Origin of the sequence: uncultured Treponema sp., assembly GCF_945873775.1 — a bacterium.
Classification (GTDB): Bacteria; Spirochaetota; Spirochaetia; order Treponematales; family Treponemataceae; genus Treponema_D.
Window position 1 is genome coordinate 1 of the sequence record NZ_CAMCEC010000014.1, and the last position, 18,239, is coordinate 18,239.

At 39.6% G+C, this 18,239-nt stretch carries 18 protein-coding genes; 7 read left to right on the forward strand and 11 right to left on the reverse strand.

Features of this window, described 5'->3' with window-relative positions; all coding sequences use genetic code 11:
- The 5 genes from pepT to Q0N70_RS07860 all read right to left on the reverse strand — a co-directional run.
- Nucleotides 1-692: tripeptide aminopeptidase PepT (gene pepT / locus Q0N70_RS07840; protein ID WP_294015567.1), on the reverse strand; the 692-nt coding region annotated here is incomplete at its 3' end.
- Between the two features lie 144 nt (nucleotides 693-836).
- Nucleotides 837-1,643, reverse strand: coding sequence for an HD domain-containing phosphohydrolase (locus Q0N70_RS07845; RefSeq protein ID WP_294015569.1), 807 nt, complete (start codon nucleotides 1,641-1,643; stop codon nucleotides 837-839).
- A gap of 116 nt (nucleotides 1,644-1,759) precedes the next feature.
- Nucleotides 1,760-2,893: a hypothetical protein gene (locus Q0N70_RS07850; RefSeq protein ID WP_294015571.1), complete on the reverse strand. Its 1,134-nt coding sequence runs from the start codon at nucleotides 2,891-2,893 to the stop codon at nucleotides 1,760-1,762.
- 120 nt (nucleotides 2,894-3,013) lie between these two features.
- Complete coding sequence (gene pflA, locus Q0N70_RS07855) at nucleotides 3,014-3,760, reverse strand: pyruvate formate-lyase-activating protein (RefSeq protein ID WP_276752461.1); 747 nt, start codon at nucleotides 3,758-3,760, stop codon at nucleotides 3,014-3,016.
- A 147-nt stretch (nucleotides 3,761-3,907) separates the two neighbouring features.
- Complete coding sequence (locus Q0N70_RS07860; protein ID WP_294015575.1) at nucleotides 3,908-4,315, reverse strand: hypothetical protein; 408 nt, start codon at nucleotides 4,313-4,315, stop codon at nucleotides 3,908-3,910.
- Nucleotides 4,316-4,492: 177 nt separating this feature from the next.
- Between Q0N70_RS07860 and Q0N70_RS07865 the strand changes: the two genes are divergently transcribed.
- From Q0N70_RS07865 to Q0N70_RS07875, 3 genes are all read left to right on the forward strand, one after another.
- Nucleotides 4,493-4,774, forward strand: a complete 282-nt coding sequence (locus tag Q0N70_RS07865) for a hypothetical protein (protein WP_294015577.1) — start codon at nucleotides 4,493-4,495, stop codon at nucleotides 4,772-4,774.
- 102 nt (nucleotides 4,775-4,876) lie between these two features.
- A complete protein-coding gene (locus tag Q0N70_RS07870) occupies nucleotides 4,877-5,632 on the forward strand; it encodes an exodeoxyribonuclease III (RefSeq protein ID WP_294015579.1) in 756 nt (251 codons plus the stop codon).
- 13 nt (nucleotides 5,633-5,645) lie between these two features.
- Nucleotides 5,646-6,812, forward strand: coding sequence for a hypothetical protein (locus tag Q0N70_RS07875; RefSeq protein WP_294015581.1), 1,167 nt, complete (start codon nucleotides 5,646-5,648; stop codon nucleotides 6,810-6,812).
- Nucleotides 6,813-6,911: 99 nt separating this feature from the next.
- Here the strand turns inward: Q0N70_RS07875 and pflB are convergent, their stop codons facing one another.
- On the reverse strand, nucleotides 6,912-9,209 hold the full coding sequence (gene pflB, locus Q0N70_RS07880) for a formate C-acetyltransferase (RefSeq protein WP_294015583.1): 2,298 nt from the start codon (nucleotides 9,207-9,209) through the stop codon (nucleotides 6,912-6,914).
- A 366-nt stretch (nucleotides 9,210-9,575) separates the two neighbouring features.
- On the opposite strand from pflB, the gene groL reads away from it, so the two are divergent.
- The 4 genes from groL to Q0N70_RS07900 all read left to right on the forward strand — a co-directional run bounded on the left by groL (nucleotide 9,576) and on the right by Q0N70_RS07900 (nucleotide 13,993).
- Nucleotides 9,576-11,210 (forward strand): chaperonin GroEL, encoded by a 1,635-nt coding sequence (groL, locus tag Q0N70_RS07885; RefSeq protein WP_294015585.1) that lies wholly within the window; start codon nucleotides 9,576-9,578, stop codon nucleotides 11,208-11,210.
- A gap of 141 nt (nucleotides 11,211-11,351) precedes the next feature.
- Nucleotides 11,352-13,097 carry a long-chain fatty acid--CoA ligase gene (locus tag Q0N70_RS07890; protein WP_294015587.1) on the forward strand — a complete coding sequence of 582 codons (1,746 nt, stop codon included), beginning with the start codon at nucleotides 11,352-11,354 and terminating at the stop codon, nucleotides 13,095-13,097.
- Entirely contained in the window at nucleotides 13,090-13,572 is a 483-nt protein-coding gene (locus Q0N70_RS07895; protein ID WP_294015589.1) for a DUF3990 domain-containing protein, read from the forward strand. Before Q0N70_RS07890 ends, Q0N70_RS07895 begins: the two co-directional genes overlap by 8 nt.
- Nucleotides 13,550-13,993 carry a hypothetical protein gene (locus Q0N70_RS07900; protein ID WP_294015591.1) on the forward strand — a complete coding sequence of 148 codons (444 nt, stop codon included), beginning with the start codon at nucleotides 13,550-13,552 and terminating at the stop codon, nucleotides 13,991-13,993. The genes Q0N70_RS07895 and Q0N70_RS07900 overlap by 23 nt, the downstream gene beginning before the upstream one ends.
- 288 nt (nucleotides 13,994-14,281) lie before the next feature.
- Here the strand turns inward: Q0N70_RS07900 and Q0N70_RS07905 are convergent, their stop codons facing one another.
- From Q0N70_RS07905 to Q0N70_RS07925, 5 genes are all read right to left on the reverse strand, one after another.
- Nucleotides 14,282-14,767, reverse strand: coding sequence for a hypothetical protein (locus Q0N70_RS07905; RefSeq protein ID WP_294015593.1), 486 nt, complete (start codon nucleotides 14,765-14,767; stop codon nucleotides 14,282-14,284).
- Between the two features lie 72 nt (nucleotides 14,768-14,839).
- On the reverse strand, nucleotides 14,840-15,217 hold the full coding sequence (locus Q0N70_RS07910; protein WP_294015595.1) for a hypothetical protein: 378 nt from the start codon (nucleotides 15,215-15,217) through the stop codon (nucleotides 14,840-14,842).
- A gap of 19 nt (nucleotides 15,218-15,236) precedes the next feature.
- Nucleotides 15,237-16,040, reverse strand: coding sequence for a PDZ domain-containing protein (locus Q0N70_RS07915; RefSeq protein ID WP_294015597.1), 804 nt, complete (start codon nucleotides 16,038-16,040; stop codon nucleotides 15,237-15,239).
- A gap of 23 nt (nucleotides 16,041-16,063) precedes the next feature.
- Entirely contained in the window at nucleotides 16,064-16,930 is an 867-nt protein-coding gene (locus tag Q0N70_RS07920) for a hypothetical protein (RefSeq protein ID WP_294015599.1), read from the reverse strand.
- On the reverse strand, nucleotides 16,930-18,039 hold the full coding sequence (locus Q0N70_RS07925; RefSeq protein WP_294015601.1) for a ribonuclease III domain-containing protein: 1,110 nt from the start codon (nucleotides 18,037-18,039) through the stop codon (nucleotides 16,930-16,932). The genes Q0N70_RS07920 and Q0N70_RS07925 overlap by 1 nt, the downstream gene beginning before the upstream one ends.
- Nucleotides 18,040-18,239: the final 200 nt, after the last annotated feature.

Sequence of the window (18,239 nt, forward strand, 5' to 3'; positions counted from 1 at the left end):
GCATTGCCCTTGAACACAACGTCGCTCCTGAACGCATTAAAACATTCTGTTTCAAGCTCGCCGATATGTCCGCCGTCAACAGTGTAAGCGCATTTTGACTTTAAAAGCTCAAGCGGAACTTTGTCCATGCCGTGCCCAGTTTCTTCATCCGGGGAAAAAATAATTTCAATCGCAGGATGTTTTAATTCCGGGTGACTCAAAAGATATTCAAGGCACGAAACAATTTCTGCAACACCGGCCTTGTCGTCCGCGCCAAGCAATGTTGTGCCGTCGCTCGTTATAATTGTTTCGCCATTTTTTGCAGCAAGAGAAAGCGCTGAATCTTTTTGCGGATCAAGTTCCGCGCCGCAAAGAATAATTTTTCCGCCTGAATAATTTTCGTAAATTTTTGGATTTACATTTTTCCCAGAAACTTCTTCAGAAGTATCTATATGCGCAAGAAGGCAAATTGAAGATTCCGCAGAACCGTTTGCAGGAAGAATTCCGTAAGTATAGCAATGCTCCGTTGTCTGAACATTTTCAAGTCCAAGCGACTTTAATTCATCGCGCAAAACAGAAGCCATTTCGTTCTGGCCAGAAGTGCTGGGCATAACTCCAGAATCAGCTTTTTCAGAATCGCTTTCGCTCCAAATTTTTACATATTTCAAAAACCGTTCAAGCAAAGGATTTTTTATATTTAATTTATCTTCCATAATAATTTTAAGTATACAAGTTACTTTTAAAAATTGCAATTTTCGCAAACAGCAGCTTCATTGTCATTTCCATGCTACGACATGGAAATCTGTTGTAAATTTACAACGGATTATCTGGTCAAGCCAGATAATGACTACAGCTTTTTATTTTTTCCGTGCAAGCAAAATTTTTTCAAGAAGCAAAAGAAGTTCCGGGTCATATTTAAATGAAACTTTTTTCAGCTCATCCAATGCTTTTTTTCTGGACAAAGATTTTTTATATCCGTCCTGACGCACAAGCGAAACATAATCTTCTGTCAAATGAATAAGGCGCGCCACATAAGGAATTTCATCTCCATTCAATCCGTCTGGAAATCCTGTTCCATTTTGATTTTCATGGTGAAAAAATGCCGCTTCCCAAAATATGTTTTTGTATTCATAAGGAACAAAGTCAAGCTGAAAAAGTCCTCTTGCGACATGAGTGCGCAAAAAGATTTCTTCCTTTCTGCTTAAAACTTCAGAATGAAAAAGCGACTGCTTGAATTCCAAATATCCAGCATCATAAACCATAGACGCCGCATAAAAAAGAATCCGTTCCAAAGGCTCTTTGTCTTTTAAAAGACTGTAGACAATCATGCTGACTTTTTTTGAATTCGATTTTCTGTTTGTATAAGAATCAATTACAGAGCCAAGAACAACGCATTGCCTTACAAGACTAAAAAGTTTCTTCCTAAGCTCAGGCTCAATTTTTTCCAAGTCCTTTGAAACAGGAAGATTCTTTAAATATCTTTTTGCTGAAATTCTTCTTTTAAAATGAAGGACAAGAGCAAAAATAATAAAAGCAAACAATGCGAAAACAGAAATTAAAAAAGCCGCCTTCACCAAAAACAAAACAAGAGATGTAGGAATTCCCGGAATCAGCTCCTGAATAAAAGGAATAATTTCTATCAGAACATCGTCATTTTCGCCCATTCAAAAGATTCTACCATGCGCAAAACGAATTTTCAACAAAACAAAAATGCCGCTTGCCTAGCAAAAATTTCACTGGGCAAACAGCATTAAAAATTTTCTAATTGAAATTCGCTAAATTAGAAAGAATAGCTCCAAGAAAGCGGAATTGAAATAAATGAGTCCCCGTCGCAAGTTTCATAATTCAAGCCGGCAGAGAATGTGTGGTTTCCGAAAGTATATGCAACATTAGGATTTACACCGATTACAGGTTCTGCTCCGTCTGAAGTTTTGTCAAACAAGAATTTTCCTGTAACATCTGCGCTCAAAGATTCTGAAAGCTCGTAGCCTACACAAGCCGCAAAGTACATATCGTATTCTGAATTTTTGTCATCTGTGTTGAAAAGTGTTTCAGCAGAAAAACTCAATGCGTCAAGAGAATATTCAACGGAAACATTGAAAAGGCTTTTTCCAAATACACCGAAATCTTCAGAAATGCTCAAGTCATCAATTCCAGAAGTATAAGCTTTTCCAACAACTTCATCATCTTCTACAATATCCTCTTCAGCCTTGCTATAAGCATAACCTGCGCGGATTACAAAATCCTGTTCTGCAAGCGGCTTTACCATTGCGTAAACACCAAAGCCACGGTTGTCGCTGTCTGCAACATTTGAAACTGCCGCTCCAATTGTGAACATTTCTTCAAATGCATATTCTGCGCCGAATCCAATGTTGAGATTTACAGTGTCATCATTTTCATCTTTTCTAGTGAAATAATTTACGTCATCCTCGCCGCCAAATGGAACTGTAACAGCAAGCTTAAGACCTTCAATTGGTGTTACAGCAACTGTGAATCCTTCTGAACCAAGATTTCCCAAAGCAACATTGTCATCATAAATCGGGAGGTAAGAACCTTCAAGCCAGACATCTTCATGGAATCCAAGAGCAACCATTTCAACTGGGCGGTATTCAACAAACCAGCTTACATCGTCCCAAGCAAAACCAAAATTCTTGTCGTTCCAGTCGTCAAGGATAAAAGTAACATCAAGCTCTGCGTCTACTTTTTCTGAAGTGAAAGTCGCAACAACATTTTCTTCAAGTCCGGCAAAGTCTTTTGTTGTTTCATCTTCACCATCATTGTAAACTTTTCCTTTTCTGATTGCTGTAACGTCAGAAGAAAGTTCGTTTGTGAATTCCACAGTCTGTGCAAATGCGGAAACAGAAAGTAAAGAGGCCGCAGCAAAAGCAACAGCACCCTTAAAATTGATTTTCATAGATACTCCTCGAACAAAAAGTTAAACAAAGCCAGATGTTATTAGCTTAAGCTAACTTTTGTTTACAAGGACTAACTTAAACAAAATCAGTTGTTTTGTCAATCTGAATTTTCAATAAAATTACTTTTTCCAGCCGTCATATTTTTCGCATTCAAGGATTTTTTTCGCATTTGCCACACGTTCCGCGGAAGGACTTTCTGTATCTTTTAAAACGTAGTCAATGCCAAGGTCCTTGTATTTCATTGCGCCAAGTCCGTGGTAAGGAAGAATTTCCACACGCTGAACATTCGAAAGTGTGCGGATAAAATCTCTTGTGCGCAAAAGATATTCATCATTGTCTGTAATGCCCGGAACAAGAACATGGCGAATCCAGATTGGCTTTTTTATTTCGTCAAGATAGCGGAACATTTCAATTATATTTTTTCCAGTGCGACCGGTAAGCTTTATATGTTCCTCTTCATCAATGTGCTTAATGTCCATCAGAAGAATGTCTGTAACTTCCATAAGCTTTTTGAATTTCTCAAACCAGTCGCCTTCTTTTGTGAACGGACCACCGGCAGTGTCGATGCAAGTGTTGACTCCTTTTTCCTTTGCCTTTGTAAAAAGCTCAAGCAAAAAATCAAGCTGCATTAAAGGCTCTCCGCCAGAAACCGTGATTCCGCCTTTTGCGCCCCAATAAGCCTTGCAGCTCAAAGCTTCATTTAAAAGCTCATCCGCAGTGTAAAGCTTGCCCTTTGCCATGTCCCAAGTGTCCGGGTTGTGGCAATATTTGCATCTTAAAGGGCAGCCTGAAAAAAAGATTATAAAGCGAACACCAGGTCCGTCCACAGAACCAAAAGATTCCAGCTGATGAATATATCCTTGCATATTACTCCTTCCGCAGTCCAACCTGCGGCAGTCTAGTTTATTTAATTATTGGAAAGAGTTTAGCATTTATCAAGCGGCATGTCAGCGGCAAAAAAAAAGCCCCGGAACTTTTCCGGGGGCAAAGGCTAAGCTAATTATGCAAAGAAACTATTTCTTTATAAAAACTTCATTATCCTCTTCGGCATCACCAAGCAACGTTAAAACAGTGCCGTTAATTGTAGCATAACCTTCAGCCTCTGAAGCAGGACAATCAACAAGACCGTTTGTTTTTTCATCAAAAATCTTTTTTATTGTCATCTTTATTTTACCGTCTTTAGTAGTGTCGCCAGAATAAGTGCCTGTAGCTCCTACCATAGTTACTTTGTTCATTGTAGCTTCCAATTTAAATGTGCTATCATCATAGAAATAAACAGTTTCTGTAGCACCATCTTCTGCGCTATACCACGCTGTAACAACGCTTGGATCGTCGTCATCATCGTCATCTTTGCAGCCTACAAATGCAAGCGCAAGAACCATAGCTGCCAATACAGCTGAAATTTTAGCAAACTTTCTCATAAGTTCACTCCTTAAAATAAATAGATTTCACTGAAAAAATTCAGCAACTCCTAGTGTACCCCCCCCCGGGATTTGTCAAGTACTTTTATAAATTTTCGCTGATTTTTTTAGCTAACTCATTTTTCCCTTCCCTCCGATTTATAGACTGAAAAAAAGCGATGTAGTATGATGAAAACCATGGAAACACCCAAAAAGCCGGATTATGCGGTTCTGAGCAGCTGCGGAAAATACACATCTTTCACTTTTAAAAACCACAGCATAAGATTCAGAACCTCAGCCGCGCTGAAAAAATACACAGAAGTCAAAAAATGGGATTCAGGCTATCTTGTTGTGACCGCGGACTACAAAAAACTCGGTATCACAGAAGAATACATCGACCTGATTCCAATTCTGAAAGATTTGCATTTTAATGAAAAAGAATTTCTAGCCCCGATAAAGGAAGTGAAAATTGAATACTGAAAAAATCAAGGAACTGGCAGACAACGCGGAAGTAATCATCTGCAGATACGCATTCTCAAAATGTGAAAACGGATTCTACAAAAAATAAAAAAGGAACAGAATATGAAATTCATCTCGTGGAACGTGAACGGACTTCGCGCCGTGATGGGAAAAAACTTTATGGAAGCGTTCGGCTCGCTCGACGCGGATTTTTTCTGCCTTCAGGAGACAAAGCTTCAGGCCGGGCAGATTCAGATGAAACTCTCAGGCTATCACCAGTTCTGGAACTACGCCGAGAAAAAAGGCTACTCAGGAACCGCGATTTTCGCAAAGCACGAGCCTATTTCCGCAAGCTACGGAATCGGAATCGCTGAGCACGACACGGAAGGCCGCGTAATCACGCTTGAATACGAAAAATTTTTCCTTGTGACGGTCTACACGCCGAATTCGCAGGACGAACTTAAACGACTTGAATACAGAATGAAATGGGAAGACGACTTCCGCGCATATCTTAAAACGCTCGCGCAAAAAAAAGGCGTGATTGTGTGCGGAGACATGAACGTTGCCCACGAGGAAATCGACATCAAAAATCCCAAGACAAACCGCCGCAACGCTGGATTCACGGACGAGGAGCGAGGAAAAATGACAGAGCTGCTTTCGTCAGGATTCACGGACAGCTTCCGCCACTTCTACCCAGACACCGCCGAAGTCTACAGCTGGTGGTCGTACAGATTCCACGCCCGCGAGCGCAACACAGGCTGGCGAATCGACTATTTTCTCGTTTCAGACAGCATAAAAGACAAGATGACCGGCGCGAAAATCCACACGGAAATTCTTGGAAGCGACCATTGCCCTGTTGAACTGGACGCAGAATTCTGATACGGAAAATATTATGAAAAAATTCAGTTTTATTTTTTTAGCGACATTTTTTGTTTCATGCGCATCAATTCCAAACAATCTTGAGCAGTCCTTAAACCATTCTTTTAAAGACGGAATCTATTACTATACTTATGAGCACACAATGGAAAGCTACGATTTCATTTCGCCGGAAATAGAATACAACATAAACATAGACAGAAAAGGATACGGGCAAGCTGTATTCGTAAAGGAATCACAGTTCTTTGAGCCTGAACTAAATTTTATCATACAAGTAAACGACGACTTGACTCTATCAAGCCCGGACAATCCTTCGCTAAACGGGTATGCAGAAAAAGACGGAAGAATGCATTTCCGTATGCTACTTGAAGAAAACGGCACAACATATCTTTTGACACAACATTGCCTTCTTCTTTGGCACGGAACAGGAGCAGAATCCCTATTCAGTTCCTATGATGGAAAATATAAACTTAAAGACAAGTCGGGAAACGAAATAGAAATAGAAGTTGCAAAAGGTGTTTACAAAGGAGGTTTTTCAGGAGTTATAAACGCCGATGGAACATTCTATAACGGATACAGCCAAACAATAAAAATTTCAATGGGACAAATGATAACTTCAAACACATCAATAGAATCTGAATCAAGAGGTGTCTTTTCGCCGGGCGGAGGACTTGACCTGAAATCTTTAACAACAACTGGCAGCGGATACGGAAGCAGCCAAAATCAGAGTATATTCTCCACTGTAAATTCTATTTCAGCTCATACAGAAACTGCACAGTCAGTTCTTTGGAAACCTGCAAAAACAGGATACGCAGTCTATTATCCAGACAAAAATATTCCCAAATGGTATGAGTTTGGAATAAAAAAAGACAATGATTATTATTATGCCTGCGGAACAAAACAAAAAGGAGACAAAGAAACTGCAATTCAGCTTGCAAAAATTTATGCGTTAAGCGAACTCTCTTCCATTTCGTCTTTAGAAATTTCTTCACAGACTATAGCTTCTGCCAAGGCATCGCAGTCAGATGAAAAAAGCGAGCATATAAAAAATATTACACAGCATACAGACACTGCAACAAGCTCGCAGCTTCCTTACGAAATAGTAAATGAGTTTTATGACACTTCAGCATGCAAAGCATATATAAAAATCCGTGTTCCAAGAAATGCAATTGAAAACAGATAGATGCCATACTAGAATTTAAATCAATTTCAGCAAGAAACAAAAAAGCCGCCTTTGGAAAACCAAAAGCGGCCGTTTTTTATGCAGTCTTAAAAGTCAGCATTAGAGGCTTGCGTGGCAAGTGCGGGCAATAACATCGTCCTGCTGTTCCTTTGTAAGGTTGATAAAGCGAACTGCATAACCAGAAACGCGAACTGTGAAGTTTGCATATTCCGGCTTGTCTGGATGAGCCTGGCAGTCCTTGAGTTTTTCAACTCCGAATACGTTAACGTTCAAGTGATGCGCACCCTGATCAAAGTATCCGTCCAAAACGTTTACAAGGTTAGAAATACGCTCGTTCTCGTCATGTCCAAGAGCGTTCGGGTTGATTGTCTGTGTATTTGAAATTCCGTCCAAAGCATATTTGTAAGGAACTTTTGCAACAGAGTTCAAAGACTTGATAAGCCCCTTTGTTTCTGCTCCGTAAGAAGGGTTAGCTCCAGGAGAGAATGGCTCGCCAGCTTTGCGTCCGTCTGGAAGAGCGCCAGTTGCTTTTCCGTATACAACGTTTGAAGTAATTGTAAGGATAGAAGTTGTAGGCTCTGCATCGCGGTATGTGTGGTTCTTTTCAATCTTTGACATAAATGTCTTAAGAAGCCATGTCGCAATTTCGTCCGCGCGGTCATCATCCTGTCCGTAGCGTGGGAAGTCGCCTTCAATTTCGAAGTCCTTTGCAAGTCCGCTTTCATCACGGATTACTTTTACCTTTGCATACTTGATTGCAGAAAGTGAGTCAACTACGTGGCTGAATCCTGCGATTCCAGTTGCAAATGTTCTCTTAAGATATGTATCTTCAAGAGAAAGCTCGGCAGCTTCGTAGTAGTACTTGTCGTGCATATAATGGATTGCGTTCAATGTGTTTACATAGAGACTTGCAAGCCATTCAAGCATAGCATCGTACTTGCGCATAACTTCGTCATAATCAAGGTAATCAGAAGTGATTGGAGCGAATTCCGGACCAACCTGAACTCCCGGTGTAAGTCCTGCAGGCTCGTCTTTTCCACCGTTGATAGCGTAAAGGAGAGCTTTTGCAAGGTTTGCGCGCGCACCAAAGAACTGCATCTCTTTTCCTGTCTGAGTTGCAGAAACACAGCAGCAGATTGAGTAGTCGTCTCCCCAGATTGGGCGCATTACATCATCGTTTTCATACTGAATTGAAGATGTGTCGATAGAAATCTTTGCAGCATAGCGGCGGAAGTTTTCTGGAAGTCTCTTTGAATAGAGAACTGTCATGTTTGGCTCTGGACTTGGTCCCATGTTTTCCAATGTGTGGAGGAAGCGGTAGTCGTTCTTTGTAACCATATCGCGTCCGTCCTGTCCAAGACCTGCAACTTCCAATGTAGCCCAAATCGGGTCGCCAGAGAAAAGCTGGTTGTAAGATTCAATACGTGCAAAGCGAACCATGCGGAACTTCATAACGATGTGGTCAACAAGTTCCTGTGCTTTTTCTTCTGTAAGAATTCCTTTTTTCAAGTCGCGCTCAATGTAGCAGTCAAGGAATGTTGAAATGCGTCCTACAGACATTGCGGCGCCGTTCTGTGTCTTGATTGCGGCAAGATAACCAAAGTAAAGCCACTGGAAAGCTTCTTTTGCGTTCTTTGCAGGATTTGAAATATCATATCCGTAAATCGCAGCCATTGCCTTGATTCCCTTGAGTGCCTTAATCTGCTCAGAAATTTCTTCACGGAGGCGGATAACATCATCTGTCATTGTGCCGTTTCCGCAGTTAGCCTTGTCCTGTTCCTTGCACTGGATAAGATAGTCAATACCATAAAGAGCAACACGGCGGTAGTCTCCTACGATGCGTCCGCGTCCATAAGTATCAGGCAAACCAGTAAGAATGTGAGCCTTGCGTGCTTTTCTGATTTCTGGAGTATAAACTTCAAATACAGCGTCTGAGTGAGTCTTGTGATATTCTGTGAAAACTCTGTGAAGCTCTGGATTTGGCTTGTAGCCGTACATTTCAAGGCACTGCTCAGCCATTCTGATTCCGCCGTAAGGCATAAATGCTCTTTTAAGAGGCTTGTCTGTCTGAAGACCTACAACCTGCTCAAGATCTTTTCCTTCCGGGCAGATATATCCAGCCTGATGAGATGTAAGGCTAGTAACAACGTCTGTATCCAAATCAAGAACGCCTGATCTTTCCTTTCCGTCAAGACCAACACATTTCTTATTATGCTCAGCTTTCTGTAACTTCTGGAGCTCATCGAACAACTTGCTTGTGGCAGCTGTAGGTCCAGCCAAGAATGACTCATCTCCGCTATACTGAGTATAGTTAGCCTGAATAAAATCGCGAACATTGACTTCGCTTGTCCACAAACCTTTTGGGTTAAAACCTTCCCATTCAGCTCTCATGTTCATTTCAAAACCTCTTTGCATTGAAAAATTCAACTATAATAACTGGAAGCATTATAGACCATTGCTTTTTTTTATGCAATTGCCAAAAATGACAGTCCAATTCCCGATTTAATAATTTGTAATTATTACAATTATGATTATAATACAATTATAAAAAATATCAAGTGATTTACAAAAAAAATATAAATTATTCTAAAAAATACCAACTTTCTTCTATATTATAAGGATAAATAAACAAAATTAGAAAAGTTTTAATAAAAAAATATTGTCGATTTTTATAATTTTTAGTATCTTTATTTACAATAAAATAAAATTTTTAAGCTGTCTTTAGATTTTTCAAGACAGTCAATAAAAATAGGAGTTAGAATCATGGCTAAACAGTTAGTTTACAGCGAAGATGCACGCAAAAAAATGCTGAGCGGAGTTGAGCAGATTGCCCGCGCAGTAAAAGTAACATTAGGACCTTGCGGACGCTTGGTTATGCTTGACAAAAAATACGGCGCACCAACAATCACAAAAGACGGTGTTTCAGTTGCAAAAGAAATCGAGCTTAAAGATCCATTTGAAAACATGGGAGCACAGCTTGTACGCGAAGTTTCCTCAAAGACAAACGATGTAGCTGGAGACGGAACAACAACAGCAACAGTTCTTGCCTATGCAATTGTACGCGAAGGACTCAAGGCAGTTTCAGCAGGAATGACGCCTATTGAAATCAAACGCGGAATCGACAAGGCAACAGCAATCGCCGTTGAAGAAGTAAAAAAGAACAGCCGCGCAGTAAAAGGCAACGAAGATATTACTCACGTAGCGACAATTTCTGCAAACAACGACCCGGAAATTGGTAAAATCCTTGCAGACGCAATTGAAAAAGTCGGAAAAGACGGCGTTATCACGGTTGAAGAATCCAAGAACATGGACACAACTGTAAAAACTGTAGAAGGAATGCAGTTTGACCGCGGATATATTTCTTCTTACTTTGTAAATGACCGAGAGCGCATGGAAGTAAACTACAACGACGCTTACGTCCTCATTTATGATGAAAAAATCAGCACAATGAAAGACCTTCTTCCTGTTCTTGAAAAAGTTGCACAGACAGGAAAGCCTTTAATCATCATTTCCGAAGACCTTGACGGTGAAGCTCTTGCAACTTTGGTTGTAAACTCAATCCGCGGAACTCTCAAATGCTGCGCGGTAAAAGCACCTGGATTCGGCGACAGAAGAAAGGAAATGCTTCAGGACATCGCAATCCTCACAGGCGGAAAAGTAATCACAAAAGATTTGGGACTTAAGCTTGAATCAACAGAACTTGCAGATCTTGGACAGGTAAAATCTGTAAAAATCGACAAGGACAACACAACCTTAGTTGACGGCGCTGGAGACAAAAAGGCAATCGCTGACCGTGTTGCAGAAATCAAGAATCAGATTAAAAAATCAACTTCTGACTATGACAAGGAAAAGCTCAAGGAACGCCTTGCAAAACTTTCTGGCGGCGTAGCTGTAATCAACATCGGCGCAATCACAGAAACAGAAATGAAAGAAAAGAAATTCCGTGTTGAAGATACTCTTGCAGCAACAAGAGCAGCTTTGGAAGAAGGAATTGTTTCAGGCGGCGGACTTGCACTCATCGAAGCAAGCAAAGTTCTTGACGCAGAAAAAGAAAATCTCACTGGAGACGAAAAAGTTGGTTTCCAGATTATAAAGAGAGCCTTGGAAGAACCTATCCGCCAGATTGCAGAAAATGCAGGAGTAGACGGAGCTGTAATTGCTGACAAAGCAAAGGCAGAAAAGAAAGGCGTTGGATACAATGCCGCTACAGGCGAATGGGTAGACATGATGGAAGCTGGAATCATCGACCCGGCAAAGGTTACAAGATGCGCTCTCCAGAATGCCGCTTCTGTAGCTGGAATGCTGCTCACAACAGAATGCGCTATCACAGATATTCCTGAACCTCCAGCACCAGCTGCTCCACAGGCGAGCATGGATGGAATGGGCGGAATGTACTAATAGCAATTCCAAACTTTAGCCAAGCTAAAAAATGCGGCTGCGACCAATAAACGGTTGCGGCCGTTTTTTGTTTTAAATAAACCAGATTTCGTGATAGAATATAATATTATAAATTACTCATATTTTTCTGGAGAACGGACTATGCAGACAGCCACAAAAACACCTTGGGATTTTTTAAGCAAATACAAAGACATCGACTTTTCAGGGGAATGGCCAACAGTTCCCGAAATGTTTTTTATAACGGCAAAGCGGTTTCCAGAAAGACCTTGCTTTACAGATTTTGAAGGCGAAGGCGGCTCAAAAAATACACTTTTATATTCGCAGGTAGAACAAAAAGTAAAAGCCCTTGCTTCCTGGTTTACAGAAAACAGAATCCAAAAAGGAGACAGAATCGCAGTAAGCGGAAAAAACTCTCCACAATGGGGACTTGTATTCCTCGCGTCTCTTGCCGCCGGAGCTACAATCTGTCCTATAGATTACGCTCTCCATGAAGAGGAAATCAAAAATCTTTTGAACACAGCCAAGCCAAAATTCTTTTTTGTTGATGAAGAAAAGTTTCCAACCTTTGACGCACAAAATGCTGAATACAAAGTTTATTCGCTCAGCCCTAAGTTTCCAGAAAAATACGTTTACAGCTTAAAGCCCAATTCAATTGAACATGAATTCCGAAGCGCAAAAGAAGATGATCTTGCGGCAATTCTTTTTACAAGCGGAACAACAGGAAATCCAAAAGGCGTAATGCTCACCCACAAAAATCTTGTAAGCGATGCATATATCGCGCAGACCCGCATGGACATTTTTTCAACTGATGTTTTTTACGCGCTCCTTCCGATTCATCACGCTTACACAATGCAGGCGGTTTTCATAGAAAGTCTTTCCGTAGGAGCTGAAATCGTATTCGGAAAAAGCATGGCTGTTTCCCGGCTAATGAAAGAACTTCGCGAAGGACAAATCACAATGCTGCTTGGTGTTCCGCTTTTGTTCAATAAGCTGCTCGCAGGAATAATGAAAGGAATCAAGGCGAAAGGCCCGCTTGTAAACGGCGCAATCCATGCCATGATGTGGATTTCCTACATAATAAAAAAAGTTTTCAAAGTAAATCCCGGCAAGACACTTTTTAAAAGCGTGCTAAAACAAGCAAATATTCAGTCGCTAAGAATTGCAATCTGTGGCGGCGGACCTCTTGCTTCAAGCGTATTTAAAATCTACAACGAAATGGGAATTGACTTTGTGCAAGGCTACGGACTTACAGAGACAAGCCCGATTATCGCATTGAACCCAATAAGCCGCTTTAAAATTGAAAGCGTCGGCCAGTATTTCTTTCCGTATATGGAAATGAAAATTCTTGAGCCTTCCGCAGACGGAATCGGAGAAGTAGCGGTAAAAGGCCCGATGGTTTTTAAAGGCTACTACAACATGGAAGAAGAAACCGCAAAAGTTTTTACTCCAGACGGATTCTTTAAAACCGGCGATCTTGGAAATCTAGACAGCGAAGGCTACCTTATTCTTGCAGGGCGCGTAAAAAACATGATTGTTACAGAAGGCGGAAAAAACGTCTACCCGGAAGAAATTGAAAACGCATTCCAGCTTTTTACAGACATAGCGCAAATCACAGTGCGCGGCTACATTGCAGACAAAGCAACAAAAAGCGAGCAAATCGAAGCTCTCGTCTATGCCAGCGACGACCTTTTTTCAAGACTGAACATAAACAGAGAATCCTCTCCGCTAGACAAATCTGTAAAATCAGAAATTGAAAAAATAATTTCAAAAGTAAACAAGGAGCTTCAGCCTTATGCCCGCATCTCAAAAATCACAATGCTCGAACAGCCCCTAGAAATGACCACCACCCAAAAAGTAAAACGAGGAAAAATATCTAGCAATGAATAAAAGCATCTTATATCATGCAAGCGGAGAAATTGTACAGTTTCCAGAAATCCGAAAAAGTTTATACACAAAAGATTTTTCATGGGGATTTTATTGCACAAACAACTGGAAGCAAGCCGTCCGCTGGGCAAACAGAAACAATGAAAAGCCTGTAATCAATTTTTTTGATTATACTGCCGATGAATCTCTTTCAATTTTAAAATTCGATGAAATGAATGACGAATGGCTTGAATTCATTGCCCATTGCCGAAGCGGAAAAACTCACAATTACGATATTGTCGAAGGTCCGATGGCAAACGACACAGTATGGAATTATGTAAACGATTTTATTAAAGGCACAATTACAAAAAAACAATTTTGGGCACTTGCAGAATTCAAGCACCCTACACATCAAATAAGTTTCCACACATTATCAGCATTAAACTGTCTTAATTTCAAAAAAAGCGAGATTGTATATGACCGAAGAACAGAGGAATGATTTTTTTTATGTTTGCGCGCTGATTGAATTTATTGCCCGAAGAACAAAAAACCGCCGCGGAGCTGTTGTAAATGCGCTTGGTAAAAAAGGCGTGCACAAACAGCTCTATGCCGCGCCTGTAAATCACTGCCTTTCATTTGAGCAAGTAAGCGATGAAATAATCCGGGACTACAAAATCCAAAACGGCGACTTTGAAACTGTAAAAAACTGCAAGTACACACTGCCAGGATTTCAGGACATAGGAAAACTTTACTGCATAATGATTGAAGACTTAGCCGTTCCGGGAACAGAAGAAGAAACTTTAATCAAGCTGTTCAATTCATTTATAAGCGACCAAATCTCAAACTTCAACACAGACCTCTACTACCAGAACCCAAGCTATCTTGAAGAATCCTACAAGGCAGGACGGCTGCTGGAATAAAATATAATTCCTACGCAAGCTTTTACAGACAAAAAAGCCGTGCCAGATTTTGCATTTAAATGCATTTTCCTGCACGGCTCTTGTTTTTAGATTTTTATTAAAAAGCTAAATATTATTAATTTCGAGTTTTGATAAGAACAGTAATTTAACTGTCATTCCCGTGCTACGACACTGCGATGTTTACGCAGTAAACTCGGTCAGGAATCTGTTGGAAATTCTCAATAGATTATCGGGTCAAGCCCGATAATGACATTAAGTCATAAAACTCGAAGTTTAGGCTAAATGAGATTATTTTTCTCCCTGATAATTTGGATCTTCATAAAAGGAATGAATCCAGCTTGAAAGATCTCTTTCCCAGTCCATCATTGCCATATAGCCATCATAATCATCATATATTTTTTCTGTGGCTTTAGCTTTAATAGATGTATTAAAAAGCTCATACGCTCTCTTAAAATCTTCTTTCTTTAGAGCTTTTTCTGCGTTATCATTTTTCTTTGCCATTTCCTGAAGATAAGGCTCATTTGGAATTTTGGCTGGTCTTTTTGATTTATAGTTCTTTATATTGCGTGGACCTGTTTCAACATTAGTATTAAAACCAGGCAAGTTAGGCATATCTTCTTTTCCAGCTGATTCAGTTGTCTGCTGTGAATTGTTCTTTCCGCCCACTCTTCTTTCAATTCCTTTTACAAGGCCTTTCCATTTCTGGGCAAAACAAGTAGAGGCAGCAACCATAAGCAAAACCAATAAGACCTTTGATTTTCTTGATAATTTCATATTTACTCCTTCTAATAAAGTGCGAATATTATACCACCAGCACAGTGAATTGGCAAAACAACACTAAACAGTTTATTTTAGAACATAAATTGCCTTGCCAGTAACATTCTGCGCAGAATCAGCAACAAAGACATTGCCGACAAATGAGCCTCCTGAATTTGATTTAGAAATGCTTTCCAGAATAATTCCATTGGCTCCAATTTTTCCGGCCTGCTTTTTCAGTTCTGCAATCGCATAATTCAAACTGCCCTGATCTGTAAAACCTGAATCACTAGAAGCAGAAACAATTCCAATGACTTCATAATCTTCTGGAGGCTCTGTATATATAGAAATCCTGTCAGGATTTACATAAGGTCTCTTTTTGCCAGTAACAAAAGACGTTCCACTTGCACAAGAAAATAATATAAAACAAATAAACAGCAAAGTAAAAAGTGAAATCAGTTTTTTCATAGTCAGAAACTTCTTGAAACTAAAAAATCTTGAATTCAGCCTTTTCCTCTTTTCCGTTACGGATATATTTTATTTCCACAGAATCATCTGCAGACAATTTTGAAGTAACAGAACGATAAGTATCAACATTAAGAATATTTTCGCCGTTGATTTCAATAATCACATCGCCTCTTGAAAGATTAGCGAAAAAAGCCGGAGAGTTTTCATATACAACATCCACACATATACCTGTATTTCTTTGAAGCTTTATTCTATCTGCCGAATCAAGATCTCTAAATTCAATTCCTATTTTAGGAACTTTTATATAAGACTGATTATAAGGAACAAAGAAATAAACATCATAATTATAACGATTAACAGAATATGAATTTGCAATATATGATGTTGTGTTATAAGAATGCATATATCCATTAGAATCAGTATAATAATGATTATTTATTAATGGTACAGAATAAATTCCATTTCTTGTATCTGTATATTTTTTACTATAAATTGCAACTCTTGCGCCTTTTTGTTTGCAAAAATAAGTGATTTCATTCTGTAAGCAATCTTCTCCCCCTGCTCCATTTTCATCAGGACCATTCCAAGCAGAATATCCTATAACCTGAAAATAGTTTGAACGCATAAAATACAAATCCGACTGAATATCATCTGAACAAAAAACTTTAGGTGTTTCATTTTCAGCAAGTCTACACTCTTCAGGAACAGATTCTATTGGTTGCAGTTCTGTGTAAAACTTAGCAACACTAGTTGTTGAGACACAACTAATCAACAGCATTACATTAAGCAAAAAAATTAAATCTACAAATATTGTCTTTTTCATTTTTAATCCCCTTGAACATCATATCATATTTTTTTGAATTCATTAAGTCTTAACAGAATCTCTTCGTTAGTCATAATTCGATTCTCATTGACATTTGCTTTTACAAACCAATCTGGAATGGATTCTCCTTGGCTTATATTTCCCATGCATAAAAGAGACTCTTTATCTTCTGAAATATAACTGAAAAAACAATTCTGACATTTGGAAAATCTTACGTCGAACATTTTTGCAATTCTGTTGACGATAACGCCGCACTTCATCGGGCATTGTTGTACAATTCCGCTTTTAATAAACTTTCGAATTCCTTTTGCTTTTATCAGCTCTTTTTTGTATTCCAAAGTCATTTTGGCAATTGTATCATCATAAATCACCCGAATATTCTTCGTGTCGTAAATTGCATTTTTTATGTCATCTTTGTTTTCATATTTTATTTTTGACAAATCGATTTCAAATGTTGTGAGTTTCTTATTCAAAATCTTACCAAATTTTACATTATCAACCGCATGAGTAACAAAAATTTCAATAGCAATTTTGTCTTCACCACAAACAGCAAGAATATCAGGAATTATTTCCCCTAAATTTGATTCAAGTAAAATTTCATCCGCATGGATGAATTCAAGCTGTCCGTTCTTGTTTATTGAAGGCACACACCTTTCTTCTGCGATAATTTCTTTTGCAAGAATATGAAGTGCAGTCTGAGAGCAGTTTATGCTGTCGTTTCCGGTTGCGTGCGCAAAGTGATGGACTTTTATTTTGCCGTTGTTCTTTGCGACAAGCTCGCCGCCACATTCCTTGCAGAAACAGCAGCACTGTTTTCCGTTCGGAACTTCATCGATATATACATTTTTTCCGGCTTTATTCACAGCCATCAGGATATAGTTTTTGTTCATTATATTTTCCCCTCATCGTGCCAGATTCTCGCCATTCCGTGATAGAATGTCGGGATTTCCCATTTTTCGGTCTGCTCGATTTTTGGTTCCTTTATGAATTCCAAAAGTTTCAACGAAGCGTCCTGCTTCGCCTGCTTTTTTGACGCGTTGTCGGCTTCAAATGTTCCGTAGCCTTCGAGAATCGCCTTGCAGTTCCAGATTGGATTTCCGTTCTTGTCGTGGTATTCGTTGAATTCGTAGCGCACTTCCATAATCACTTTTTTCTGGAATAGCTCGTGAAGCGTGCTTGCCGGATTTGTGTAGTCAAGATTCTGGAACTGCCGTTTTATTTCTTCCTGAATAAGAAACTGATAGGCTTTTTTTTCTGCGTCAAGTTTTGCCTGGGCGATTCCGTCGCCAATTCCTGTGAATTTATTTTCTCCAACTTGGATTCCGTATTCATGTTTCCCGGTTTTAGGATTTTTTGATGTGCTTCCAAAGCCGCCAAATCCGATTCCCATATTGAAAAGATTGTCCGATTGCCAGTCTTCAGGATTGTCTGTCTGCCATGCGAAAGGACGATAGCAAGGCTCTCCGAATCCAAGCCGGTGAGATTTTTCCTTGACAAGCAAAGCAAGGTAGCCGTTCGTTGTTTCCATATCCAGCATTGTCCGGCAGACTTTTTCAAGATTTTCGTAGTTCCAGTCGCAGTCAGCGGCAACCGCCCCGATTATCGCCTCGAATAAATCTTCGTTTACGGACTTGCTTTTGTACACTTCATTTTTTTCATCGCTTTTTCCAAGATATAGAAACTTTGAAAACCCGATATTGTACATGCAGCGCGCAAGACTTTCCTTACTTACTAGAATCGATTTCAGTTTTGTAAGCTCGCCCTCGTTTTTTTCCGAGACAAGCTCATTGTTGAGAATTCTTGAAAATCTTTTGTACATCATCTTCGTAACAAAAAAATCAAGAATTTCGTCTCCGTAGAATTCAAGAACCTCGTTGTTCTGAACTTCCGGATGCTCCTCCGAATAAGACTTGCGCGTGAATGCCTGCTCAAGCAGCTGCAAATTTTTAAACTGATAGTAGATGCTGCTCTGGACAAAGTCGATGTCCTGTCTGTTCATAAAATACTCCTAAAAAAGAATTTAGGCACAATAATCCTGTCTGCATGAGAAAATAAAAATGTTTGAATAATTAGGATTTAAGAAAACTGGAAATAAGAGAACTAAGAAGAATCTGTTTGCTACGCTTAACTTGCATCAAGACATGACAACCAAACTGATTTTAGAACAAGTATTTTCTGTTTTGCTTGTGCCTATGATTT

Bases quoted from the DNA above. Each gene is read 5' to 3' on its own strand.
- Q0N70_RS07910 (WP_294015595.1), bottom strand. From the start codon at position 15,217: ATGAAAAAACTGATTTCACTTTTTACTTTGCTGTTTATTTGTTTTATA.
- Q0N70_RS07920 (WP_294015599.1), bottom strand. From the start codon at position 16,930: ATGAACAAAAACTATATCCTGATGGCTGTGAATAAAGCCGGAAAAAAT.
- Q0N70_RS07865 (WP_294015577.1), top strand. From the start codon at position 4,493: ATGGAAACACCCAAAAAGCCGGATTATGCGGTTCTGAGCAGCTGCGGA.
- Q0N70_RS07875 (WP_294015581.1), top strand. From the start codon at position 5,646: ATGAAAAAATTCAGTTTTATTTTTTTAGCGACATTTTTTGTTTCATGC.
- Q0N70_RS07845 (WP_294015569.1), bottom strand. From the start codon at position 1,643: ATGGGCGAAAATGACGATGTTCTGATAGAAATTATTCCTTTTATTCAG.
- Q0N70_RS07870 (WP_294015579.1), top strand. From the start codon at position 4,877: ATGAAATTCATCTCGTGGAACGTGAACGGACTTCGCGCCGTGATGGGA.
- Q0N70_RS07915 (WP_294015597.1), bottom strand. From the start codon at position 16,040: ATGAAAAAGACAATATTTGTAGATTTAATTTTTTTGCTTAATGTAATG.
- pflB (WP_294015583.1), bottom strand. From the start codon at position 9,209: ATGAACATGAGAGCTGAATGGGAAGGTTTTAACCCAAAAGGTTTGTGG.
- Q0N70_RS07925 (WP_294015601.1), bottom strand. From the start codon at position 18,039: ATGAACAGACAGGACATCGACTTTGTCCAGAGCAGCATCTACTATCAG.
- Q0N70_RS07905 (WP_294015593.1), bottom strand. From the start codon at position 14,767: ATGAAATTATCAAGAAAATCAAAGGTCTTATTGGTTTTGCTTATGGTT.
- Q0N70_RS07860 (WP_294015575.1), bottom strand. From the start codon at position 4,315: ATGAGAAAGTTTGCTAAAATTTCAGCTGTATTGGCAGCTATGGTTCTT.
- groL (WP_294015585.1), top strand. From the start codon at position 9,576: ATGGCTAAACAGTTAGTTTACAGCGAAGATGCACGCAAAAAAATGCTG.
- Q0N70_RS07900 (WP_294015591.1), top strand. From the start codon at position 13,550: ATGACCGAAGAACAGAGGAATGATTTTTTTTATGTTTGCGCGCTGATT.
- Q0N70_RS07890 (WP_294015587.1), top strand. From the start codon at position 11,352: ATGCAGACAGCCACAAAAACACCTTGGGATTTTTTAAGCAAATACAAA.
- Q0N70_RS07850 (WP_294015571.1), bottom strand. From the start codon at position 2,893: ATGAAAATCAATTTTAAGGGTGCTGTTGCTTTTGCTGCGGCCTCTTTA.
- pflA (WP_276752461.1), bottom strand. From the start codon at position 3,760: ATGCAAGGATATATTCATCAGCTGGAATCTTTTGGTTCTGTGGACGGA.
- Q0N70_RS07895 (WP_294015589.1), top strand. From the start codon at position 13,090: ATGAATAAAAGCATCTTATATCATGCAAGCGGAGAAATTGTACAGTTT.